General features: G+C 51.7%; 21 protein-coding genes and 1 riboswitch. Of the genes, 16 read left to right on the top strand and 5 right to left on the bottom strand.

The annotated features are described in order from the left end of the window. Positions 1 to 117: 117 nt before the first annotated feature. The 5 genes from BN1247_RS02180 to BN1247_RS02200 all read left to right on the top strand — a co-directional run bounded on the left by BN1247_RS02180 (position 118) and on the right by BN1247_RS02200 (position 5,328). A complete protein-coding gene (locus tag BN1247_RS02180; RefSeq protein WP_054948919.1) occupies positions 118 to 1,266 on the top strand; it encodes a betaine/proline/choline family ABC transporter ATP-binding protein in 1,149 nt (382 codons plus the stop codon). A 9-nt stretch (positions 1,267 to 1,275) separates the two neighbouring features. Continuing rightward, complete coding sequence (locus tag BN1247_RS02185) at positions 1,276 to 1,935, top strand: ABC transporter permease (RefSeq protein ID WP_054951452.1); 660 nt, start codon at positions 1,276 to 1,278, stop codon at positions 1,933 to 1,935. A 265-nt stretch (positions 1,936 to 2,200) separates the two neighbouring features. Next, complete coding sequence (locus BN1247_RS02190) at positions 2,201 to 3,103, top strand: osmoprotectant ABC transporter substrate-binding protein (RefSeq protein WP_082416002.1); 903 nt, start codon at positions 2,201 to 2,203, stop codon at positions 3,101 to 3,103. Positions 3,104 to 3,243: 140 nt separating this feature from the next. After that, complete coding sequence (locus BN1247_RS02195; protein ID WP_054951454.1) at positions 3,244 to 3,924, top strand: ABC transporter permease; 681 nt, start codon at positions 3,244 to 3,246, stop codon at positions 3,922 to 3,924. A 264-nt stretch (positions 3,925 to 4,188) separates the two neighbouring features. Further along, positions 4,189 to 5,328, top strand: coding sequence for an HAD family hydrolase (locus BN1247_RS02200; protein WP_054948920.1), 1,140 nt, complete (start codon positions 4,189 to 4,191; stop codon positions 5,326 to 5,328). A gap of 231 nt (positions 5,329 to 5,559) precedes the next feature. Here BN1247_RS02200 and BN1247_RS02205 read toward each other — a convergent pair whose 3' ends face one another. Further along, a complete protein-coding gene (locus BN1247_RS02205; protein ID WP_054948921.1) occupies positions 5,560 to 6,171 on the bottom strand; it encodes a superoxide dismutase in 612 nt (203 codons plus the stop codon). Between the two features lie 272 nt (positions 6,172 to 6,443). Between BN1247_RS02205 and BN1247_RS02210 the strand changes: the two genes are divergently transcribed. The 4 genes from BN1247_RS02210 to BN1247_RS02225 all read left to right on the top strand — a co-directional run bounded on the left by BN1247_RS02210 (position 6,444) and on the right by BN1247_RS02225 (position 10,383). Continuing rightward, positions 6,444 to 7,100, top strand: a complete 657-nt coding sequence (locus tag BN1247_RS02210; protein WP_054948922.1) for a cell wall hydrolase — start codon at positions 6,444 to 6,446, stop codon at positions 7,098 to 7,100. A gap of 143 nt (positions 7,101 to 7,243) precedes the next feature. Continuing rightward, positions 7,244 to 7,516, top strand: a complete 273-nt coding sequence (locus BN1247_RS02215; protein ID WP_054948923.1) for an alpha/beta-type small acid-soluble spore protein — start codon at positions 7,244 to 7,246, stop codon at positions 7,514 to 7,516. A 176-nt stretch (positions 7,517 to 7,692) separates the two neighbouring features. Next, entirely contained in the window at positions 7,693 to 8,643 is a 951-nt protein-coding gene (locus tag BN1247_RS02220; RefSeq protein WP_197278544.1) for a P1 family peptidase, read from the top strand. 139 nt (positions 8,644 to 8,782) lie between these two features. Further along, a riboswitch (SAM riboswitch) is annotated at positions 8,783 to 8,911 on the top strand. Between the two features lie 155 nt (positions 8,912 to 9,066). Then, on the top strand, positions 9,067 to 10,383 hold the full coding sequence (locus BN1247_RS02225; RefSeq protein ID WP_054948925.1) for a homoserine dehydrogenase: 1,317 nt from the start codon (positions 9,067 to 9,069) through the stop codon (positions 10,381 to 10,383). Between the two features lie 291 nt (positions 10,384 to 10,674). On the opposite strand, the gene BN1247_RS02230 is transcribed toward BN1247_RS02225, so the two are convergent. Next, a complete protein-coding gene (locus BN1247_RS02230) occupies positions 10,675 to 11,244 on the bottom strand; it encodes a GNAT family N-acetyltransferase (protein ID WP_390622019.1) in 570 nt (189 codons plus the stop codon). 472 nt (positions 11,245 to 11,716) lie between these two features. Here BN1247_RS02230 and BN1247_RS02235 point away from each other — a divergent pair, with 472 nt between their 5' ends. The 5 genes from BN1247_RS02235 (at position 11,717) to BN1247_RS18080 (ending at position 16,795) form a co-directional block, all read left to right on the top strand. Beyond that, positions 11,717 to 12,748, top strand: coding sequence for a TAXI family TRAP transporter solute-binding subunit (locus tag BN1247_RS02235; protein ID WP_054948926.1), 1,032 nt, complete (start codon positions 11,717 to 11,719; stop codon positions 12,746 to 12,748). Beyond that, positions 12,745 to 14,760 (top strand): TRAP transporter permease, encoded by a 2,016-nt coding sequence (locus tag BN1247_RS02240; RefSeq protein ID WP_231633094.1) that lies wholly within the window; start codon positions 12,745 to 12,747, stop codon positions 14,758 to 14,760. Before BN1247_RS02235 ends, BN1247_RS02240 begins: the two co-directional genes overlap by 4 nt. Positions 14,761 to 14,840: 80 nt before the next feature. Further along, complete coding sequence (locus BN1247_RS18480) at positions 14,841 to 15,071, top strand: bifunctional hydroxymethylpyrimidine kinase/phosphomethylpyrimidine kinase (protein ID WP_315969584.1); 231 nt, start codon at positions 14,841 to 14,843, stop codon at positions 15,069 to 15,071. Then, positions 14,978 to 15,652 carry a bifunctional hydroxymethylpyrimidine kinase/phosphomethylpyrimidine kinase gene (gene thiD / locus BN1247_RS02245; protein WP_315969585.1) on the top strand — a complete coding sequence of 225 codons (675 nt, stop codon included), beginning with the start codon at positions 14,978 to 14,980 and terminating at the stop codon, positions 15,650 to 15,652. Before BN1247_RS18480 ends, thiD begins: the two co-directional genes overlap by 94 nt. 174 nt (positions 15,653 to 15,826) lie before the next feature. Beyond that, positions 15,827 to 16,795, top strand: coding sequence for a GNAT family N-acetyltransferase (locus BN1247_RS18080; protein ID WP_054948927.1), 969 nt, complete (start codon positions 15,827 to 15,829; stop codon positions 16,793 to 16,795). Here the strand turns inward: BN1247_RS18080 and fabL are convergent. Continuing rightward, on the bottom strand, positions 16,784 to 17,539 hold the full coding sequence (gene fabL / locus BN1247_RS02255) for an enoyl-[acyl-carrier-protein] reductase FabL (RefSeq protein WP_054948928.1): 756 nt from the start codon (positions 17,537 to 17,539) through the stop codon (positions 16,784 to 16,786). The genes BN1247_RS18080 and fabL overlap by 12 nt on opposite strands. Before the next feature lie 653 nt (positions 17,540 to 18,192). On the opposite strand from fabL, the gene BN1247_RS02260 reads away from it, so the two are divergent. Both BN1247_RS02260 and fadH read left to right on the top strand, forming a co-directional pair. Next, positions 18,193 to 18,978, top strand: a complete 786-nt coding sequence (locus BN1247_RS02260) for an enoyl-CoA hydratase/isomerase family protein (RefSeq protein ID WP_054948929.1) — start codon at positions 18,193 to 18,195, stop codon at positions 18,976 to 18,978. 187 nt (positions 18,979 to 19,165) lie between these two features. Next, the gene (gene fadH, locus BN1247_RS02265) at positions 19,166 to 19,930 is read left to right on the top strand and encodes a 2,4-dienoyl-CoA reductase (protein ID WP_054948930.1); all 765 of its coding nucleotides are present in this window, start codon (positions 19,166 to 19,168) and stop codon (positions 19,928 to 19,930) included. A 59-nt stretch (positions 19,931 to 19,989) separates the two neighbouring features. Here fadH and BN1247_RS02270 read toward each other — a convergent pair whose 3' ends face one another. Then, positions 19,990 to 20,430 (bottom strand): hypothetical protein, encoded by a 441-nt coding sequence (locus BN1247_RS02270; protein WP_054948931.1) that lies wholly within the window; start codon positions 20,428 to 20,430, stop codon positions 19,990 to 19,992. Beyond that, on the bottom strand, positions 20,420 to 21,055 hold the full coding sequence (locus tag BN1247_RS02275; RefSeq protein ID WP_074011033.1) for a DUF5068 domain-containing protein: 636 nt from the start codon (positions 21,053 to 21,055) through the stop codon (positions 20,420 to 20,422). The genes BN1247_RS02270 and BN1247_RS02275 overlap by 11 nt, the downstream gene beginning before the upstream one ends. Positions 21,056 to 21,118 lie beyond the last annotated feature (63 nt).

A 21,118-nucleotide genomic window follows, 5' to 3' on the forward strand; every position in this document is an offset into this window, starting at 1 on the left:
TGAAAGAATCCCGCCTCAGCCATGTATAGCCGTTCTTAGCGTAGCAGAGGATATTTGCATGATTTCGGGAAAAATACTAACATTAATAAGTAAAGAAGGCAGGAGGGGTTATTTCTTTTGTTAAAATTTGACCGTGTTTCTAAAATATATTCACGTGGGGTCAAGGCAGTTGACGAATTGACTCTCGATGTTCCGAAAGGTGAGTTCGTCGTACTCATCGGGCCTAGTGGTTGCGGTAAAACGACGACGATGAAAATGGTGAACCGTTTAATCGAACCGTCGCATGGAACAATTTATCTCGAGGGAGAGAATATTCTCGACCAAGACCCGGTGAAACTGAGACGTTCGATCGGATATGTCATTCAACAGATCGGACTTTTTCCACATATGACGATTCAAGAAAACATCGCGCTCGTTCCTAAGTTGCTGAAGTGGCCGGAAAAAAAGCGGCGTGAACGGGCTGAAGAACTGTTGGAATTAGTACAGATGGATCCGCAAAAATTTGCCCATCGCTACCCTCACGAATTAAGCGGTGGTCAGCAGCAGCGCATTGGTGTCTTGCGTGCCCTGGCGGCTAACCCGCCGCTTATTTTAATGGACGAACCGTTCGGTGCACTTGACCCGATTGCGCGGGATCAGTTACAGGAAGAATTTAAAAAACTACAAAAAGCGTTAGACAAGACGATCGTGTTTGTGACCCACGACATGGACGAAGCGCTGAAACTAGCGGATCGCATCGTCATTATGCGTGCTGGGAAGTTAGTGCAAGTCGGATCGCCCGACGACATATTGCGTGAACCGGCGGACGCGTTCGTCGAAGAGTTTATCGGAAAGGATCGCCTCGTGCAAGTAAGGCCGAGCATTGAGACGGTCGAGCAAATGATGAACGAGAAACCGGTGACGATCTTGCCGGATAAGCCGCTCGAGCTGGCGATCCAACTTATGAAAACGCGGCGCGTCGACACGTTGCTCGTCGTCGACGAGGAGCAGCACTTACTTGGATACATCGACATTGAAACGGTCGACCGTTCGCGGCGGAAAGCGTTACTCGTCGGAGACGTCATGGTCGAAGACGTGTACACTGTTGAAAAAGGGACGTTGCTGCGCGATACGATCCGCAAAATTTTAAAAGGCGGGATGAAATACGTACCTGTTGTCGACAACGGCCGCCTCGTCGGTATTGTCACGCGGGCAAGTATCGTCGACATCGTGTACGATTCGCTCTGGAGCGAAAGCGAAGCAGATCCTGCTGGGAAAGCAAATTAGGTGATCGCGATGGAAAACATCATCAGCTTTTTGAATGAATCATCCGGTTTAGTGCTAGAAAAAATATGGGAACACCTGTACATTTCGTTTATTGCGGTGTTATTAGGGGCGTTACTTGCCATTCCACTCGCCATCGTGCTTACGCGCATGCCGAAAACGGCAAAAGTTGTGCTTGGGGTAGCTGGTGTATTACAGACCATCCCGAGTCTGGCGATGCTGGCTTTTTTTATCCCGGTGTTAGGATTGGGAACCGTTCCGGCTATTAGTGCCCTGTTTTTGTACTCGATTTTGCCTATTTTGCAAAACACATACACAGGCATCTCGGAAGTGAATAGCAACTTGGTGCAAGCCGGTCGCGGGATGGGGATGACGACGTGGGAACTCGTGCGCGACGTCGAAATCCCGCTGGCGATGCCGACGGTCATGGCCGGCGTAAGGGTGGCGACGGTGTACATTATCGGTTGGGCGACACTCGCTTCGTTCATCGGTGCTGGTGGATTAGGTGACTTGATCTTTACGGGTCTCGATTTATACCGTACCGAATTAGTCGTAGCTGGCGCCATTCCTGCGACAGCGATCGCTCTCATAGCCGATTTCCTACTTTCCCGATTGGAGAGACGGGCGACACCGATCGGATTGCGCAAGATGAAACAAACCGCTGCAAGTTAAAACGTTGCTGCGGGTAAAGCCATTCGTGCCAAGCCGACGCTTTTTTCGCTAAAGGGCTGAAGGGTGTTATTAGTGGAACATGAGGCACGCGTTGGACGCCACATGGGCTGCACGCGTTGGATGGCACATTGGATCGTACGGTTCGAAATTTAGATTGTACCGTAAAAGTATCATTCGTTTAACACGGATTAACTATGGATGATCGGTTGGCGATTTTTGTAGACTGGGGGTTATCTTGGATACAGTGAAGACAAAGCGATGGAAGATGTTAATCGTTTGTGTTGTGATCGCGAGTATCGCGACGGTCGCGAGCGGCTGTACGTTGCCTGGTCTCGGCACAGCTTCCGAGAACACGGTAAAAATAGGTGCGCAAAACATGACCGAACCGACGGTACTCGCGTACGTGCTTAAACTGATGATTGAGCATGATACAGACGTCAACGTGGAACTCGTCGAAAATATGGGGGCGACGACAGTCGTCCACAATGCGATGACGAGTGGACAAATTGACATTTCCGCGGTGCGTTACGTCGGCACTGACCTGACGGGGGCATTGCAAGAAGAGCCGGATACGAATCCAGAGCGCGCGTTGAAAAAAGTGCAAAAAGGGTTTGACGAAAGTTTTGACCAAACGTGGTTTGCTCCGTACGGGTTGGAAAACACGTACGCGTTTACCGTGACGCGTCAGTTGGCGGAGAAAGAAAACTTAAAAACGGTGTCCGATCTGGAGAAGATTGCTTCAAACGTTCGCTTCGGCGTCGACGGTACGTGGATGCAGCGCAAAGGCGACGGTTACAAAGCGTTTGTGAAGACGTACGGTTTCGATTTTGGTAAGAAATATCCGATGCAAATCGGGTTAGTGTACGACGCCGTTAACAACGGAGAGATGGACGTCGTACTCGCCTACTCGACGGATGGCCGGGTGAAGGCGTACGATTTAGTACCGCTGGAAGATGATAAGCGTTTCTTCCCACCGTATCAAGGTTCGGCAGTCGTGCGCAATGACGTGCTTAGGAAATATCCGGAAATCGGTGAGGCAATCAAGAAACTAGAGGGGAAAATCGATACGGAGACTGCGACGCAATTCAACTATGAAGCAGACGTGAAATTGCTCGAGCCGGCATTGGTTGCCAAAAATTTCCTCGAAAGACACAATTACTTCGATTGAGGAGCGAGCAGTATGAGAAGTAGGATAATGGCCCCTTTCAGCAGTCAGTTTAGCAGGGGAGGCGTTATTAAGCAGAGCTCTCGGTCATGAGCTCGTTTTTTAGAATGGTTGGAGGTTAGAATGGTTGGAGGTGAGTGAAACTGGATATTTTATCAGATGTGCTCGTTTACTTTACGCAAAACACCGAGTATTTATTGCAAGCGTCGCTGCGGCACTTTCTGCTCGCCTTTTACGGCGTGTTGTTTGCGGCAATCGTCGGTATTCCGATCGGCATTTTTATTGCGCGCCATCACCGCTTGAGCGGTTTCGTCATCGGCTTGGCCAATGTGATTCAGACGGTACCGGCGCTGGCGATGTTAGTGTTGCTTATGCTCGTGATGGGGTTAGGACCGAACACGGTCGTCATGGCGCTCTTTTTGTACTCGTTGTTACCGATTATTAAAAATACGTACACTGGCATTCGCGGCGTCGATGCGTCGTTGCGCGAAGCGGGGCGCGGCATGGGAATGACGAGGTGGCAAATGGTGAAAATGGTCGAACTGCCGCTCGCGCTGTCCGTCATTATGGCCGGGCTGCGGATCGCGATGGTTCTTTCGATCGGTATTGCGACAATCGGAGTCTTCGTCGGCGGTGGCGGACTCGGGTCGATCATCGTGCGCGGCATTAACGCCACGAACGGAGAAGCGATTGTGTTAGGCGGCGCAATTCCTTCGGCACTGATGGTGATCGTCGTCGACCTCGTCATGGGATGGCTCGAACGTCTTCTGTTACCGGTAAAGACGAATAAGAAAGGTTTGGCACCAGCTGCCGCGGCTGAGTAACAGTGTGGCGGCTTGTGTGCTAATGGAGAAACCTGGCATCTATGGAGTTACAGGGAGTTACAGTATATATCTAGTACCTCTGATCCTTTGCTGACTGCGACCGCCTCTCGTGGTCGTGGCAAGGGCAGGGGTACTTGCTTTTTGAAGCGTCTTCCAGCAACTTTCGGAGCTACAAGGTGGCCGGCGTAAGAAACGCTTCGTACGCTATTCCCGTAAGCGTTTATTTTTGATAAAGTAAAGAAAATAGTGGAGGGAGCTAAGCTATTGGTCAAAGTCGTATTGTTTGATGTAGACGGTGTGTTTTTAAGTGAAGAACGTTGTTTTGACGCGTCGGCGTTGACGGTGTGGGAGTTGCTGTACAGTGAGGATTATGTCGGTCTTGCAGGGGAACGCTTTTCCCTAACGCCGGCGGAGCGAGACATTCGCCGTCTGCGCCGGGAAGTGTTTCACGATAATCAAGTGCTTAACTTTGTTAAGGCGCGCGGTATAAATTCGAACTGGGATATGGTCTTTTTAAGTGCGTCTTACCAGTTGCTGCGTCTGTTAGCGACACTGAAACCACACCATCCAGGACTCGTTGCGGATGCGCTTAGTGCCTCGCTCGAGCAAGACGCGTTGCAGGCGATTGGCCGTGCGGTAAAAGCAGATGCGGTCGCTTTTACACCCGATTATGGCGCATTCGTCACCGATTTCGCCAGCTGTGACGCGGACAAGCAAGATATCATCCTTTATCTGAACGAATTGGCTCGCGAGTGGCTTGGGATTGAGACGGACTGTTTTTCCAAAAGCAGTGGACTGTGGCGGCTCGGGCAACGCGCTTATCAAGAGTGGTATTTAGGAGATGCGTATTACGCGCGCGCCGAAGGGGAGCCACCGCGCACGAAGGGCAAACGCGGGTTTTTAGACAACGAGGTACCGCTTGCCGAGCCAGCACGACTCCGCAAGCTGCTCTCGCAGTTGCGCGCGCAAGGGCTAACGCTCGGCATCGGTACGGGGCGACCGCGGTTGGAGGCGGAAGTTCCGTTACAGGCACTCGGGTTATGGGAGTTGTTTGACGCGAATCGTATCGTTACCGCTTCCGATGTCGTAGCAGCCGAGGCTGCGTTCCGCGAACAGGCGCCGCTCGGCAAGCCGGAGCCATATACGTATGTGAAAGGGATCATGGGACGTTCCTGTTCAGACGACGAGGTGCTCAAGGTTATGTTACCGTACGAAGATCGCGACGACGTGCTCGTCGTCGGCGATTCGGTCGCCGACTTCATGGCGGCGCGCAGCATCGGCTGCCGCTTTGCGGCTACATTAACCGGGTTATCAGGGCAGGAAGCGCGAGCGACATTCACCGAGCTCGCTGCCGATTACATTTGTGACGACGTGTTGGGACTAGAGGATATATTACTTAAATAAAGAACTGGAGAGTATATTTTAGCGTCATAAGTTCTTGGGAGATAAACGGTTCAAAATGAACTTAAGTACGTATGGCGAGTGCATTAGGCTGACCGATCGCATAATGTTTTACTATTTGACGGTACTGTCATAGGATAACGAAAGCGGGGCTAACCGGAAGGTTCACTGAAAAAGTGACCTTTCTCGGTTAGCCCCGCTTTGTCGTTAGCTAACGGATCGTACATCCCGTCGTTATTTCGCGGCGTCGTATCGTTTGCTGACTTCGTCCCAGTTAACGACGTTCCAGAACGCCTTAATGTATTCCGGACGCTTGTTTTGGTACTTCAAGTAGTAGGCGTGTTCCCACACGTCGAGCCCCAAGATCGGCGTGAGACCGTCCATAATCGGCGTGTCTTGGTTCGGCGTGCTCGTGATGGCCAATTTGCCGTTGTCGACGATCAACCAAGCCCAGCCGCTTCCGAACCGTCCAGCGGCTGCTGCGGCGAACTTCTCTTTGAACGCGTCAAAGCTACCGAACGTGTCGTTAATGGCGTCCGCGAGGGTGCCAGTCGGTGCACCGCCGCCGTTTGGGCTGAGGATTTGCCAGAAGAAGGTGTGGTTCGAATGACCTCCGCCGTTGTTGCGGACAGCTGTACGAATATTTTCCGGAACGCTGTCGAGTGAAACGAGCAAGTCGTCTAAGCTTTTCGCTTCGAGGTCAGCATGACCTTCCAATGCGTTGTTTAAGTTGTTCACGTAAGTGCCGTGGTGCCGATCGTGGTGGATGCGCATCGTTTGTTCGTCGATGTGTGGCTCTAAGGCGTTATAGTCGTAAGGAAGTGCCGGTAATTCGTGTTTAGCCATGAGAAAAAATCCTCCTTATGTAAGTTGTGGATGTCGCATGGACTAGATGTCGCTCTTAGTCCCGAACGCGATCTCTACTACTTATTATGAACAAAAGCGGGGAATAAATCAACATAAATGTTTATAAAGTTGACAGTTAGTCAAAATGGGGCCACCGAACTGTGATATTTTTCAGTGCGATGAAATCCCTTCCATTTTACCCAATAGAGTCATATTGAAAGTGAATTCTCGTGTCCCTATACTAAATTCATACTAACTTTAAGGAGGATTTCATGTCTTTTTATAAATACTTTCGTTTAGGATTAGCCTTTTTTATGATTGCTATTCTAATGATGCCATTGACAACTTCACAGGCGGAAGCGCAGGCGCCGCGAACAGTTAAAACGGGAAGTCAGAACGGCGACGTCTGGGATTTGCAGCACCGGTTGATCTTACTCGGTTACGATATGAAGTTGGACGGGAACTTCGGAAAAGCGACGCGCGAAGCTGTCGTGCAATTTCAAAAGGATCGTGGTTTACAGAAGGATGGGGTCGCTGGACACCATACGTGGAAGGCATTAAAAAAGACGAGTATTTCTGACCACGAGCTGGAGTGGATGGCGCGGGCAGTGCACGGTGAAGCGCGTGGCGAAACATATAAAGGTAAAGTCGCAGTCGCCGCTGTCATTATGAACCGTCTCGCTTCGAAAGACTTTCCGGACACGATCAAAGGCGTCATCTTTGAAAAGGACGCGTTTACCGCGGTGAACGACGGTCAAATTAATTTGCAGCCAGACGACGAAGCGCGCCGCGCGGTACGCGATGCAGTGCGGGGAGAAGACCCGACGCATGATTCGCTCTATTACTTCAACCCAGACACGGCCACTTCCGCCTGGATTTGGAGTCGTGCGCAAACAGTGAAAATTGGACGCCATATTTTTGCTCGTTAGTGCTCGCCTCGCTAGTCGGAAACGTCCCTCTTAAAGGGGGGCGTTTTTTTTGTACATAAAGGCAAACAATAAACATACAAGTGGTCTTCTCCGAGTGACACAGCAGTGGTCAATTCTACTATGGACAATTAGGAGGTGGCGATGTGGCACAGCGAAACAAACAGTTGAATCCGGCATCGCGCGAAGGACTCGAACGGCTACAAGCACACGTCATTAGTCGGAATTACGGGCGTACGATTCCGGCCGATGAAGTGAAATACGTCGTCGCGCGGAAATTGGGCGTTCCTTTGTCTCGGAGGTATAACGGTCAACTGCAGGCGAGCAGTGCGGGAAAGGTCGGGGGTTACATCGGTGGACGAATGGTCAAGGAAATGGTGCGCATGGCGCAACAACGGTTGGCTGAGCGAGAGCAGTGAGTTTCATTTAACAAATTTACACTTTCCGTAAGCTAATCGTGCGGTTCCTGTCGAATGTTTTGCTGTCGCTTAGTGTCAAACGTTGTCTGTTGAACACTTTTTTGCGCGGTTAGAAGGAATTGCGAATGGACAGCGCGAACTATGGACATTAACGATAAGTGAAGCGGGGGATGGAGATGGGACAACTTACAGATGTACCCGGTGTGCGGGTCGGTCATGCGCAACAAGAAGGGGCGCTAACAGGGTGCACGGTCATTTTGGCTGACAAGCCGATGGTCTGCGGTGTCGACGTGAGAGGCGCAGCACCGGGGACGCGGGAGACGGACTTACTCGCACCGATTAATTTAGTCGAACGCGTCCATGCGGTGCTGTTGAGCGGTGGGAGTGCATTCGGCTTACAGGCGGCCACTGGGGTGATGGCTTACCTGGAAGAGCGTGGGATCGGACTCGATACGGGCGACGCGCGGGTGCCAATCGTCCCTGCAGCCGTTTTATATGACTTGTCGGTGGGAGATGCCGCGGTGAGGCCAGACGATACGATGGGTTACCGCGCCTGTGAAGTTGCTTCAACCGAAGTAGCTGTCGGCAATGTCGGTGCGGGTTGCGGCGCGACGGTCGGAAAGGCGCTCGGGATGGCGCACGCGATGAAAGGAGGCATCGGGACCGCGTCGGTCCGCTTGTCCGACGGACTCGTCGTCGGCGCGCTCGTCGCCGTCAACGCCTACGGTCACATCGTCGACCCTGCCAGTGGCGACATTGTCGCTGGGCCACGCAAGGGGGACGGCACGCTCGTCGATACGGTGGCGTGGCTACAAGACAACAGTGACCAGAAACTAACTTTTCCCGGAGCCAATACGACGATCGGCGTCATCGCCACGAATGCGAAAATGTCCAAAGCGCGCACGACGAAAGTTGCACAAATGGCGCAGGACGGTTTAGCGCGCACGGTCGTACCCGCGCACACGATGATGGACGGGGATACACTGTTCGCGCTCGCTGGGGGGCAAGTACAAGCGACGGTCGACTTAGTCGGCGCCCTCGCCGCGAACGTCGTTGCCGAAGCGATTTTACAAGCGGTGACGGCCGCGAAAAGTATCCCTGGAATTCCGTCTGTAAGCGACGTGTAAAATAAGTGTTTGGTATCGGCTCGTCAGACGAAAAGTCCTGACGTTACGAGCGCCTGATCGCGATCGCTGTTGACATTTTTATTTCGTATGGCATAATAGAAAACAATTGACAATTGGATACTTTGTGTGAAACACCAGCTTGTTATCTAGAGTGGTGGAGGGACTGGCCCGATGAAACCCGGCAACCGTCTCACCTGTGTCCTGTGGACACCGTGAGAAAGGTGCTAATTCCTGCAGAGCGCTTTTTTAGTGCTTTGAAAGATGAGAAGTGGGTGCACCATTAGGAAACACGTGTAACCCCTTTTCATTGTGAAGGGGTTTTTTCTTTTTAAAAAAGTGTTTGAGATGGTTGTGCGTACGGAAGGAATCGCGCATATCACGAGGATTGTGAACAGAGAACGTACACGAGAAAGGGAGAATGGAATGAAACAACTTCGCGTCATGTTACTCGGTTGTGGTACTGTCGGTAGCGGTGTGTATAAAACGATTAAGCAAAACGGTGAACTTTTAAAAGAAAGGCTAGGACTGGATGTCTCTGTCCAGTCAGTTCTCGTCCTAAATGCAGACAAAAAGCGGCCATTGCCGGGAATAGAACCGCTGCTAACGACCCAGTTTCGCGAAGACTTGCTAGACGAGACAGATGTCGTCGTCGAAGTGATGGGCGGGGTTGAACCAGCAATCACGTATATAACGGCGGCGATGCGCAAAGGGTGCCACGTCGTGACCGCGAACAAGGAACTACTGGCGAAACACGGCCTCGCCTTGGAGAAAGAGGCGCGGGAGCACGGGGTAGAGCTGCTGTACGAGGGGAGTGTCGGAGGCGGGATCCCCCTGATCGGCGTGTTGCAGCACTTTTTAAAAGTTAATCGCGTCACGCGTCTCTCCGGCATATTGAATGGGACGACGAATTACATTTTAACGCAAATGGCGCGTGACGGCCGATCGTTTGCGGACGTACTCGCCGAAGCGCAAGCGTGCGGTTACGCGGAAGCGGATCCGACGTCCGACGTCGAAGGGTATGACGCGATGTACAAACTGGCGATTCTCGCCCGCCTCGCCTTCGGGATCGACGCGCCGCTTCGGGACATTACGCGCGAAGGCATTACGGCGATCACTTTAGAAGAAATTCGCTTGGCGCAAAAACTGGGGTATACAGTAAAGCTGTTAGCGAACGCGGAACTACGGCGGGGAGAGGCGCCGACCTTAGGTGTGCAGCTGACGTTAGTCGCCGACGGACACCCGCTCGCAGCAGTTAACGACGTTTACAACGCGCTGCACGTCGAAGGAGATATCGTGCAAGACGTAACGCTAATTGGGCAAGGTGCCGGAGAACTGCCGACAGCGAGTGCCGTCGTCGAAGATATTGCTAACGTTGGGCGCATGGCGACACGGGCGCGTACGCCTGTATTTACGCTGCCGAAGCCGATGGCCGAAGGGGAGCGGGAGCGGCCTTTGACATATGTCGGCTTGAAAGGAGCCGGAGTGATCGACGGAAAAAAAGTAACGGCGGTACGGTCGGCGCTCACACAGGTGGCACTCGGGGTGCAGAACGTACAAGTTGTGCAAGGCGAAGGTTTCGCTTGGGTCGGCTTCGTCTGTACAGAGTGGGATGAACAACGCCTCGCCCAGTTGTTGTCAGCGAAAAAACTGCCGCTACAAGTGCTTGCACACACGGTGCGCCCGTGTTTAGGGGAGGCAGTACAAGCGGAAGCACACGTACTCGCCACGGCTGTCAATTAGGGCGTGACTCGAGGCACTATGTTTACGTAGCGAGTGCGGCCGGAGAGTTTAACGTACTCTGTCTTTAAAAATGACTGTCTGTCACCTCACGACGCTAGCTGTAGCAGCGGTTCTGCTGCGCGACGGGGATCAAGAAGTCGCCTGCTGTGCGCGATCGTTCACTTCAATGGATTGCAGCATGGCGGGCGGCGTATTTTTATATCTCCGTAATACCTTTTCCTACGATGTCATAGCACGTTACATACAAATTGTTTCATATCGGCACGGTGCAAGACGGTGACGATTTTTCGATTAGATGTCTAGCGCCAGACGAACCATGTCGACACATTGGATACCGTTTTCGAATATGTCTTCCTCGTAATGCTTTAGAAAAAAGTCGCGGTCGACACTTTGCAGTCGGAAGCCGCATTTTTGGTATAGCGCTAACTGCGCGATGCTCGAATTTCCTGTGCCGATCTCGACAGTAGTTGCTCCTAGCGTCTTTGCTTTGACGATGGCGTCACTGACTAATTGTTTGCCGATGCCACATCCTTGAAACGGCGGTGCAACGGCGATGTTGACAATTTCTACCGTTAGCGGACGCGTCTTGAGGAGCACGTAAACGCCGACAGTGTGCACGCCGTATTGTGCGACATAACAGTTGCCGCGGGAGAGGTAGTCATCGACGATATGTCGGTTTGGATCCGCTAACAATAACAGGTCGTAAGGGGCGTGATCGGACTCTACAGCGACCTCTTGTATGTGAAGCGACGTTTGATCTACCTCACTTACCCCACTTGCTTTATTAGCCGTAGGCGGCATATTAACTTTATTTTCATAACTTGCTGCACGCAACTGACCTTCTTTTTTTTCTTTGCCCATCGTAGGGGACTCCCTTCCACATTTCGCGATCACTGTCAGCGGCTATTTCCTATAGCCTGTGATCGCGGTTAAGCTTCTATCCGATTAGTTTCCTTTTATTTTCCTTAGAAAAGAAAATAAGAACTCAGTGCCGCGCTCGGCTACGGAGTCCTTATTGATTGCTATTGTAACAGGAATGACGGAAAATGGGTACAGCAAACATTTGACGAAAATGTGACATTTTCATGTGTAAGGTACTTTAATGTTTTTATGCATTAAATAATGCAAAAATAAATCATATCGTTTCTTACGACCTCTTTACTCCGGTTGAACGCGTTTACATGATAAGCGGGGCGCATCTTCGCGGTCGTTCGCGTCATTAATCCGACAGGGTGGCACTGTTTTTGCATGAGTTAATGTAACTGCATTGTACAGATAAGTGTTAGATTAATCCGACCATTATTGAAAAAGATTCAAGAAAGAGGGGCTGGTAGTGATAACGATCGGACAGGCAACAAAGCGGACGTTCCTTTGGATTGTCATTGGACTGCTTGTGGTTTTTTCCATCGCTTGTATGGAACAGGGGAAGCAAGCGGATCAAGGGAGTCAAACAGAAGGTAAAAGTGATGCCACAGCGAGAAAAGCTAACGAGTTTACGTTCGGCGCTGCGACGCAAGGGGGCTTCTGGTACTTGTTTGCTGGAGCGCTCGGGGATGAGATTAAAAAAGAAATCGCCAGTTCTTCTGTCGCTGTCGTCGAAGGCGGTTCGATTTCGAATGTGTTAGGGATCGAAGCGGGTAAGTTCCAAATAGGCTTTTCTAACGGCGAGGCCGTACCGGAAGCGCTGCAAGGTAGCGGCGAATTTAAAGAGAAGGCAGAAAAAATTCGCTGGATCGCGACATTGTACCCGAACGTGTTTCAAGTCGTCGTGCGCGCCGATTCGGACATTCAGTCGATTGAAGACTTAAAGGGGAAGCGAGTCAGTCCGGGGATTAAAGGCTACAGTGGCGAACTTGCCTTTAAAAAGGTGCTGGAACAGTACGGCATGTCTTATGACGACTTGGCTAAAATTGAGTATATCGGCACGGCTGACGCGGGCGATTTATTGCGCGACGGGCACATCGATGCGATTGTGCAGATCGTCGCAGTGCCGTTGTCGACATTTCAGGAACTCGATACGACGATCGGCATTCGCGTGCTCCCACTGCCGGACGACATTGTTGCGAAGATGAACAAAGCGAACGAAGGGTACCAGCCGTACACGATCAAAGGAGGGACATATGCCGGTGTGCCCGACGACATTCCCACATTTACTGCTTATACGACGCTGCTGGCGAGTAAAGATTTGGACGAGGATACCGTCTACACGTTGACGAAATTAATCGTCGAACGCGCCGATAAGTGGAAGGCGCTGAATACGGTAATGGCGCCATTCGACGGGAAGTACTCGGTCGACAACATGATCGGACCGATTCATCCCGGGGCGGAAAAGTATTACAAAGAAAAAGGTTTTATGAAGAAATGAGAGCGTTCGCTTGCGATGGAGCGACGGTAACGGAAGAAATCGAGGTGAAGGAGATGTTTACTAATCGGCAAACGAATACTGTTTCTGTGGTAGCGGATGAAGAGGTCATTGAACGGAAAACGCGCACCTTACGCGGACTACCTGCGGTTTTGACATCGCTCGTCACAATCGCCATGTCACTTTTTCACCTTTACACGGCGATGTACGGCGTGTTTGAATCGATTCTGCAGCGCGCCACGCACTTAGGGTTTGCTTTAGTGTTGACGTTTCTCGTGTTTAAGCCGGGAAAGAAAGGGAGACGGGGGCAGGTAGCGTGGTACGATTACGGCCTCACTCTGCTTGCCGCGCTCTCGTTTGGCTACTTGATTTACTACTCCGGTGACATTGCCGAGCGCATGCCGTACATCGACGAGCTGACGACACTCGATCTCATCGTCGGCACGGTCGCGGTCGCGCTGTTAATAGAAGCGACGCGGCGCACGGTTGGGTGGGCGTTGACGCTCATTGTCCTCGCCTTCCTCGCCTATACGTTATGGGGGGAAAACTTGCCCGGTCTTCTCGCGCACCGTCAGTTTTCGTATGATTGGGTATTGGAACAGCTATATTTTACGGCTAATGGCGTGTTTGGAATTCCACTCGGCGTGTCTGCGACGTTTATTTTCATGTTCATCTTGTTTGGCAAGTTCCTTGAACTGACTGGAGCGGGGCAATTTTTTATCGATCTCGCAGTAGCGGCGATGGGCAAGTACCGCGGCGGACCAGCGAAAACAGCGATTGTCGCCAGTTCTATTCTCGGTACGATTTCCGGCAGCGCGGTGGCGAATACGGTCACGACAGGGACATTTACGATTCCGTTAATGAAAAAAACAGGTTACAAAGCGGAATTTGCTGGCGCGGTGGAAGCTGTCGCCTCTACCGGGGGACAAATTATGCCACCGATTATGGGCGCGTCTGCGTTCATTATCGCTTCGTACCTCGGTATACCTTATTTTCAAGTCGCTCTTGCAGCTTTGCTTCCGGCTGTCCTCTACTATCTTTGTTTGTTTTTTCAGGTGGATTTTCGTGCCCTACGTTTAGGACTAAAAGGTGTGCCGACACAGGCGTTGCCCGATGTAAAAAAAATATTGCAGAAAGGTTTTCTCTTTTTTGTGCCGCTCGTGCTCATCGTCTATTTGCTTGGCACGGGTGCTTCACCAATGAAGGCAGGACTGTACGCGATTGTCGCTGTCATCGTCGTGGCAGCAATGAAAGCGCGTACGCGACTCGGGTGGCGGGCAATCGTCAAGGCACTGGACTTAGGGGCGCGAAGTGTGATCGAAACGGCGGTTGCTTGTGCTGCTGCAGGGATGGTCATCGGGCTTATTTCGCTTACTGGGCTAGGGCTTAATTTTAGCAGCGTCATTATCCAGTTAGCTGGGGGTAGCTTGTTCCTCACGCTTATTTTTACGATGGTCAGTTCGATTATTCTCGGGATGGGGTTGCCGACAGTAGCCGCCTATATTGTGCAAGTGGCGCTCACGGTCCCAGCTTTAATCGAACTCGGCGTAGCTCCGCTAGCTGCGCACATGTTCGTCTTCTATTTTGCGATCGTTTCCGCGATCACGCCCCCAGTGGCACTCGCAGCGTTTGCCGGCGCGGGACTCGCCGGCTCGGATCCGATGCGTACGGGGCTGGTCGCGCTTCGCCTTGGGATTGCTGCGTTCATTGTGCCCTTTATTTTCATTTACGGACCGTCTTTGCTACTCGATGGGACACCGCTAGACATTGTGTTAACGTGCGTGACGGCAATTATTGGCATATACGGCGTATCCGCTGGCGTAGAAGGGTGGTTGTTGCAGCACATGGCCTGGTGGGAGCGCATCGTCATCGTTGTGAGTTCGGTCGTTTTGATCGTTCCGGGTGTGCTGACGGACGGGATCGGCTTAGCTGGTGTCGCGGCGATCTTTATATTACAGCGGTGGCGAGTGAGAAAGCAGGGAGCGCTCGCCGCGCAAACGGAAACGAACATTTAATGAGTTAGGGAAACTTGTCTCCCCCTCTTTTTCACAACTAAAAATTGTGGTAAGTTGCTTATAGATGAGGGGGAGACACCATGAACATTCATAAAGCGTTATCTATTGCCGGCTCGAACAGTCGCGGCGGTGCCGGCGTGCAAGCAGATTTAAAAACGTTTCAAGAGCGCGACGTGTTCGGAATGGGGGTAATTTTACTGCATTTGTCACGCGTAATGTGCGCGGGGAGCAACAAATATACGCACAATCGCGGGCGTGCATCGAGGATCAAATCGATAACGTCCTTGCGAGCATTAATGTCGACGCACTAAAAACGGGGATGTTGTTTTCCCCAGAGATCATTCAGCTTACAGTGGAAAAAATTCAATCGTACGCGTTAAAAAATGTCGTCGTCGATCCAGTCATGGTGACAAAAGTCGGCGCCGATCTGTTGGAGCAAGAGGCACTAACGTTGCTAAAGGAACAGTTGATCCCGCTGGCTGCCGTCGTGACGCCAAACATTCCGGAAGCGGAGAAGCTTTGCGGGCGCACAGCGATTACGTCGGTAGACGATATGAAACAAGCAGCTGCTCATATTTTTGCCCTCGGCCCGCAGTATGTGCTCGTGAAAGGCGGCCGCTTATCGGGTAAGCGAGCGACCGACATTTTGTACGACGGCACGACATTTACTTCGTTCGACGCACCGCGCATCGACACGACCCATACGAACGGCGCCGGTTGCACGTTTTCTGCCGCGATTGCGGCGGAGCTAGCGCACGGCAAGCCGATGCGTGAAGCAGTGCAAACAGCGAAGGCGTTCATCACCGAGGCGATTCGTTACGGTGGGGCAATCGGCAGTGACAAACGCGGACCGACGTACCACGCCGCTTATCGCAAATTCGGAAGAAAGTGACGTTTAACGTGGCGGCCGATTGCTGTTGTGCTGCTACGTGGGCGATACGGATGAATGTGTTTGCGCTATACGGAGTGACCATGTCGGCTGACGGCATGGGTGTGTTGGCTGTATGCAATGAATATGTCGCATGTATGGCGTCATATGTTTGAAAGAGAAAGAAGGTGTGTTCGTATGACGACAACACTCCCGCGGGCAGAGGTGACGGTGCGCCCACTAACGACAATCGACGATTTACGGGAGATGCAACGGTTAGACAGTGAGGTGTGGGCACAGGACGCGATCCCACTACACCAAACACTCACCGTCGCCAGGAACGGGGGGATTGTCCTCGGCGCGTTCGATGGCGAGGAGCTTATCGGTCTTTGTTACGGGTTCCCGGGATTTAATGGAGACAACATTTATTTGTGCTCGCACATGTTAGCTGTCGACTCCCGCTACCGCGGGTCAGGGATCGGGGAGAAGTTAAAGCAATATCAGCGAAAGGTTGCCAGCGAAGCGGGGTATCGGCTCATTACGTGGACGTATGACCCACTTGAAAGTGTGAACGCGTTTCTCAATTTGAGTAAGCTTGGGGCGATTTGTGACACGTACATTGAAAACTGTTACGGTGACATGGCCGATCCACTCAACCGCGGCCTCGCTTCCGACCGCTTTCAAGTAGCGTGGTGGATTGAAAGTCGTCACGTGGCAGAGAGACCGAACAGGAACATTAGTTTTGATCGCGATTCTATTTTGGTCGACTGGCAAATGGGAGAAGAGGGGTTCCCCGTTTTAGCGGATGGGGCCGGGCGCCTTATAGCGGAAAAAATAGGCGCAGGGCTTAAGCGCGGGCGAACGGGAGAATTTCCAAGAGAACTTCCTAGCGAACTTCCAAGCGAGCTAGCGAACGAGAACCTGCGCCAACCGGAGCGGCGAAGGGACAACCGACTTGGACATTGGTTGCTGCCTGTACCTGCGCAGTTTCAACGAATGAAAAAGGAGGCAATCAGTCTCGCCCACGACTGGCGTCAGAAGACGCGCGGCGTGTTTCAAACGCTGTTTGCTAACGGTTATGCCGCGACGGCGGTAATCGGCGCCGCGGACGAACCGGTTCGCTACTACGTGTTGCAACAAAAAGAAGCGCTCGACTTACTCCGCTAACAACGATAATCCGCCGTCGACGATAATCGTTTGCCCGCGGATCATTTCCGCTGCCGGCGAGCAGAGGAAAAATACTGTTTCAGCTAAATCGGTAGGTTCGACGATGCGGCCTGCCGGATTTCGCTTTTTGGCTGCACCCAACAGTTCTTCGCGGTTTGGAAAGTGTTTGAGCGCGTCGGTGTCGACCGCGCCGCCCGACACGGCGTTGACGGCGATCCCCTTTGGCGCGAGCTCTACCGCTAAGTAACGGGTGATCGCCTCGACAGCCGCCTTAGACACGCCGACCGTCACGTAGTTCGGCAAGGCGCGGATCGCACCTAAACTAGAAAGGGCGACGATGGCCCCGCCGCCACTCTTTTCCATCAGGCGGGCGGCGTGTTGGGAGGCAAACACGTACGCTTTGGCGTTAATGTTTTGCGTCCAGTCCCAGTGGTTTTCTGCTACTTCCATTAGTGGGCGCAACACACCGGAAGCGGCGTTACTAATAAAGACGTCTAGGCGGCCGAACGTTTCTTCGACCTCGGTAAACAGTTTTTCTATTTGCGCGACTTCACCGATGTTTGCTTTGGCAAGGTGTACGTCAATGCCGTATGTTTTTTCGAGCTCCTCTTTCGTTTGTTCTGCATCTTTTTTCTTGCGCATGAAGTTCAAAGCGAGGTCGTATCCTGCTGCGGCGAATTTTTTCGCAATCGCTTTCCCGATCCCGCGCGTTCCGCCAGTAATTAAGGCTACTTTTCGTGTCAAAACGGAAGCCTCCCATAAAAAAGTGAGTGTAGATGTCGACGGTTGGTCGTCGGATTGTGGAACATCCTATATATAGTAAACGAGGAAGGTGGCGCGGTCAAACGACGTGGCGCGTGAACCGTGAACGAAGTAATCAAGACGAGGTCGTGCCATGATCTCTGAACGTCCAAACGTGGCGGCAGCGTGAGCCGAATGTCAAACGTCTCTTCCGGCACGAGGCTTCCGTCGTTTAGCGCAGCCGGGGAAATCGCAGTCGATCAATAGAAATTGTACATAAAGATGTGACTGAGGTTTAGAAAACGCGCGCGTTTTTGCGGAAAAGACTGTACAATGTACCTTATGAATGGTATAACTGTATTGAATGCGCTAACAATTTATTCGCATGAGGAGGAAGGATGGAGCGGTTAACTGAGCGAGTTCCGTAAGTAACCTGGAGCGAGTGACGGGATTGGTGCGCGAAGGGCTCGACGCTTTGTCGCTAACGGTGTGAACTCGCGTTCGCTAAACATGAGTGATTGTTCATTCATAAAAAGAAACGCTATCGACGTGTGAAGTGCCCTTGTGATTTATGCCGTTGTCATTTAGGACTGTCTCATTAACAGGAGGCAGCAGGTGCTCTAGAGAGAGTTGTTCATTACAGAGGAGGGGACGATTTGGAAAAAAACGTTTTGTATGAAGTGACTGCTGGCGTTGCTTATCTCACATTGAATCGCCCGCACGTACTCAACGCGTTTAACGAACAGATGCACAACGACTTGTACGAAGCGTTCGAACGGGCGGGAAGTGACCGGCAAGTGCGCGCGATCGTGCTGCGCGGCAATGGGAAAGGATTCAGTGCGGGCGCCGACTTAAGTATGATTGACAAAGACCAATTGGCGACTTTTGATCATGGGGAGCACTTGCGCCACACGTACAACCGTGTGTTACTGCGTATGGCTGAAATCGAACAACCGATTATTGCGGCAATGCACGGTGCAACGGTCGGTGCAGGGCTCAGTTTAGCACTCGCGTGTGATTTTCGCCTAGCAGCGGAATCGTCCGTTTTTAGCTTAGCTTTTGTAAATATTGGGCTCGTACCGGACGCAGGCAGTTCGTATTTTTTACCGCGCATCGTCGGTCTATCTAAAGCGTTAGAGTTAGCCGTTACCGGTCGCAAAATCGGGTCGGACGAGGCAGAGCAGATCGGGTTAGTAAACCGCGTCGTCGCTGACGAGGCGCTTGCCGGTGAGGTGGAAGCTTTTGCTAAGAAACTGGCACACATGCCGACGCAAGCGATCGGTTTAATGAAGCGCACGATGTACGCAAGTTTTGAAAATGATTTGCATACGGTGCTGGAAAACGAAGTGCGCACGCAGTCGTTGGCGGGAAAGACTGCCGATCACTTGGAAGGCGTGCAAGCATTTTATGAAAAACGCCGTCCACAGTTTACAGGGCAATAAAACGGTAACGGACAACAAAGCGTATGAGGCCGTTAAATGGTACCGGATAGCGAAAAAGTATCGGGCCATGAAATAGCAAAAAGTATCGGGCCATGAAACAGCGATGGATAGTAAAGTAGTATCGAACAATCATTGCCAGAACGCAAACGCGTGATACGAAAATACGGTAAAACACGGAGGTTATCTCATGAAGGATAAGGTTGTCATTGTAACAGGCGGAAGTAGTGGCATGGGGAAAGCGATGGCGAAAAAATTCGCACAGCAAGGGGCGCGCGTTGCGATTACCGGAAGGAACGTGGAGCGGTTAGAAGCGACTAAAGCTGAGATCGAACAGGCGGACGGACAAGTCCTCACCGTACCGATGGACGTGCGCGATCCGGAAAAAGTAAAGCACACAGTGGAGGAGACGAAACGGGCGTTTGGGAAAATTGACTTTCTCGTCAACAATGCAGCGGGTAACTTTTTATGTCCGGCAGAAGATTTATCGATTAACGGCTGGCACGCGGTCATTGACATCGTGCTCAACGGGACGTGGTACTGTTCCCAGGCTGTCGGCAAAGACTGGATCGCTACAGGCCACAAAGGGAGTATTCTCAACATCGTCGCCACGTACGCTTGGTCAGCCGGCGCGGGCGTCATTCACTCCGCATGCGCCAAATCAGGTGTCTTGACGATGACGCGTACGCTCGCCGTCGAATGGGGGACGAAGTACGGTATTCGCGTCAATGCGATTGCACCTGGACCGATTGCCAACACGGGCGGTGCCGACCGTCTCTTCGAGTCGGAGGAAGCGTACAAGCGGACATTGAAAAGTGTGCCGTTAGGCCGCTTGGGGCAACCGGAAGAGATCGCTGACCTCGCCAGCTTTTTATTTTCGCCGCAGGCGGCGTACATAAACGGCGAGTGCGTCACGATGGACGGGGGACAGTGGCTCGGGCTCAAACCGTTTTGATGGAAGGGGCGACCCACAAGCTGTTTGATTTACTTGTGGATCGCCCCGTGTGCGTCGCATTACTTATTCGGCAACTTAAATTTAACGGTTTGGCCTTTAGAAATTTCTTTGGCGTTCTCGTCGTAAAGGGGACCGAACGCGATGACAAACGTCTTGAAGAGCTCGAATTCATCTTTGCGCAGCAAGAACACTTCCAGTTTTTCGCTTTTTGCTCCAAGTTTTAAGTCTCGGGCGTTCGGATCTAACCCAGCTGATAAGACGGTACCGCGGTTGCCGTCAACGGAAATTTTGGAAGATGTCGTCGTACCAATCGTCTGTTTGGACTGGTTGTCCAAGCTGAACTTGACGGTGATGGCGACAATGCCGTCGTTGCCGAAGTTTTTAAATGACTTTTTGTAGGAATCTGTCGGCGTGATTTCGGTATATTGCACACCTTCTAACGTCACTTTGACGTCTTTCAGCTTTTCCGACTCGTTAATGTCGGTTTTTTCAAAGATCATTTTTTCTCGGCCATGTTGTCAGTGACGAGGCGATCATTATAAAAATCGGGTTGTTCGGCGACTTTTTTTGCTGGTCATCGCTATAAATAAAGTCGAAGGCGGCTTCTCCATGGAACCTTCCTTTGAAATCTTTGTTATCGGCAGCTCCGCCGTCGATGATGAGTTTTGGTTGGACCTTCGCCAATCCGTCGAACTCCTCATTCGTCATTCGGAAGGTCACGAGGCCAGTCACTTTTTCCCCCGCGGCAAATTTACTTGTTTCCGATTCTTTTTTTGATTTTAAGCGATCTTCTTCACGGACGAACGTATGGGTGTCAGCAGGGGACGCATCAAACATGTCTTTTCGTTGAATAGTCATCGATAGCGGGTAGTACATCGCTTTATCCGTCTGGTTGTCGACCGTTACTTTAGCCGTTACGACATAGCCGTCCGTCTCATCTTTAAAACGCATGGCCATATCGGCGTGCATATCTTTTACTTGTACGATTTGGTATTCGTCCACCGTTACTTTGAAACCGTCCATATCCTGCTCGTATTTTGGGTCTTTGTTTGTGAAGAGGACTGAAACGTCATTGGAATCGGTGACGATGCCAAGGTTGCTGTTACGGTGGTTTGAACAGGCCAAACAGGAAGGGCTAATCCTTCCTGTTTGGCGTCAACGTGCTGCCTGCAGAGTGTTTCTGAGCAG

Source organism: Numidum massiliense, assembly GCF_001375555.1.
Taxonomy (GTDB): domain Bacteria; phylum Bacillota; class Bacilli; order Thermoactinomycetales; family Novibacillaceae; genus Numidum; species Numidum massiliense.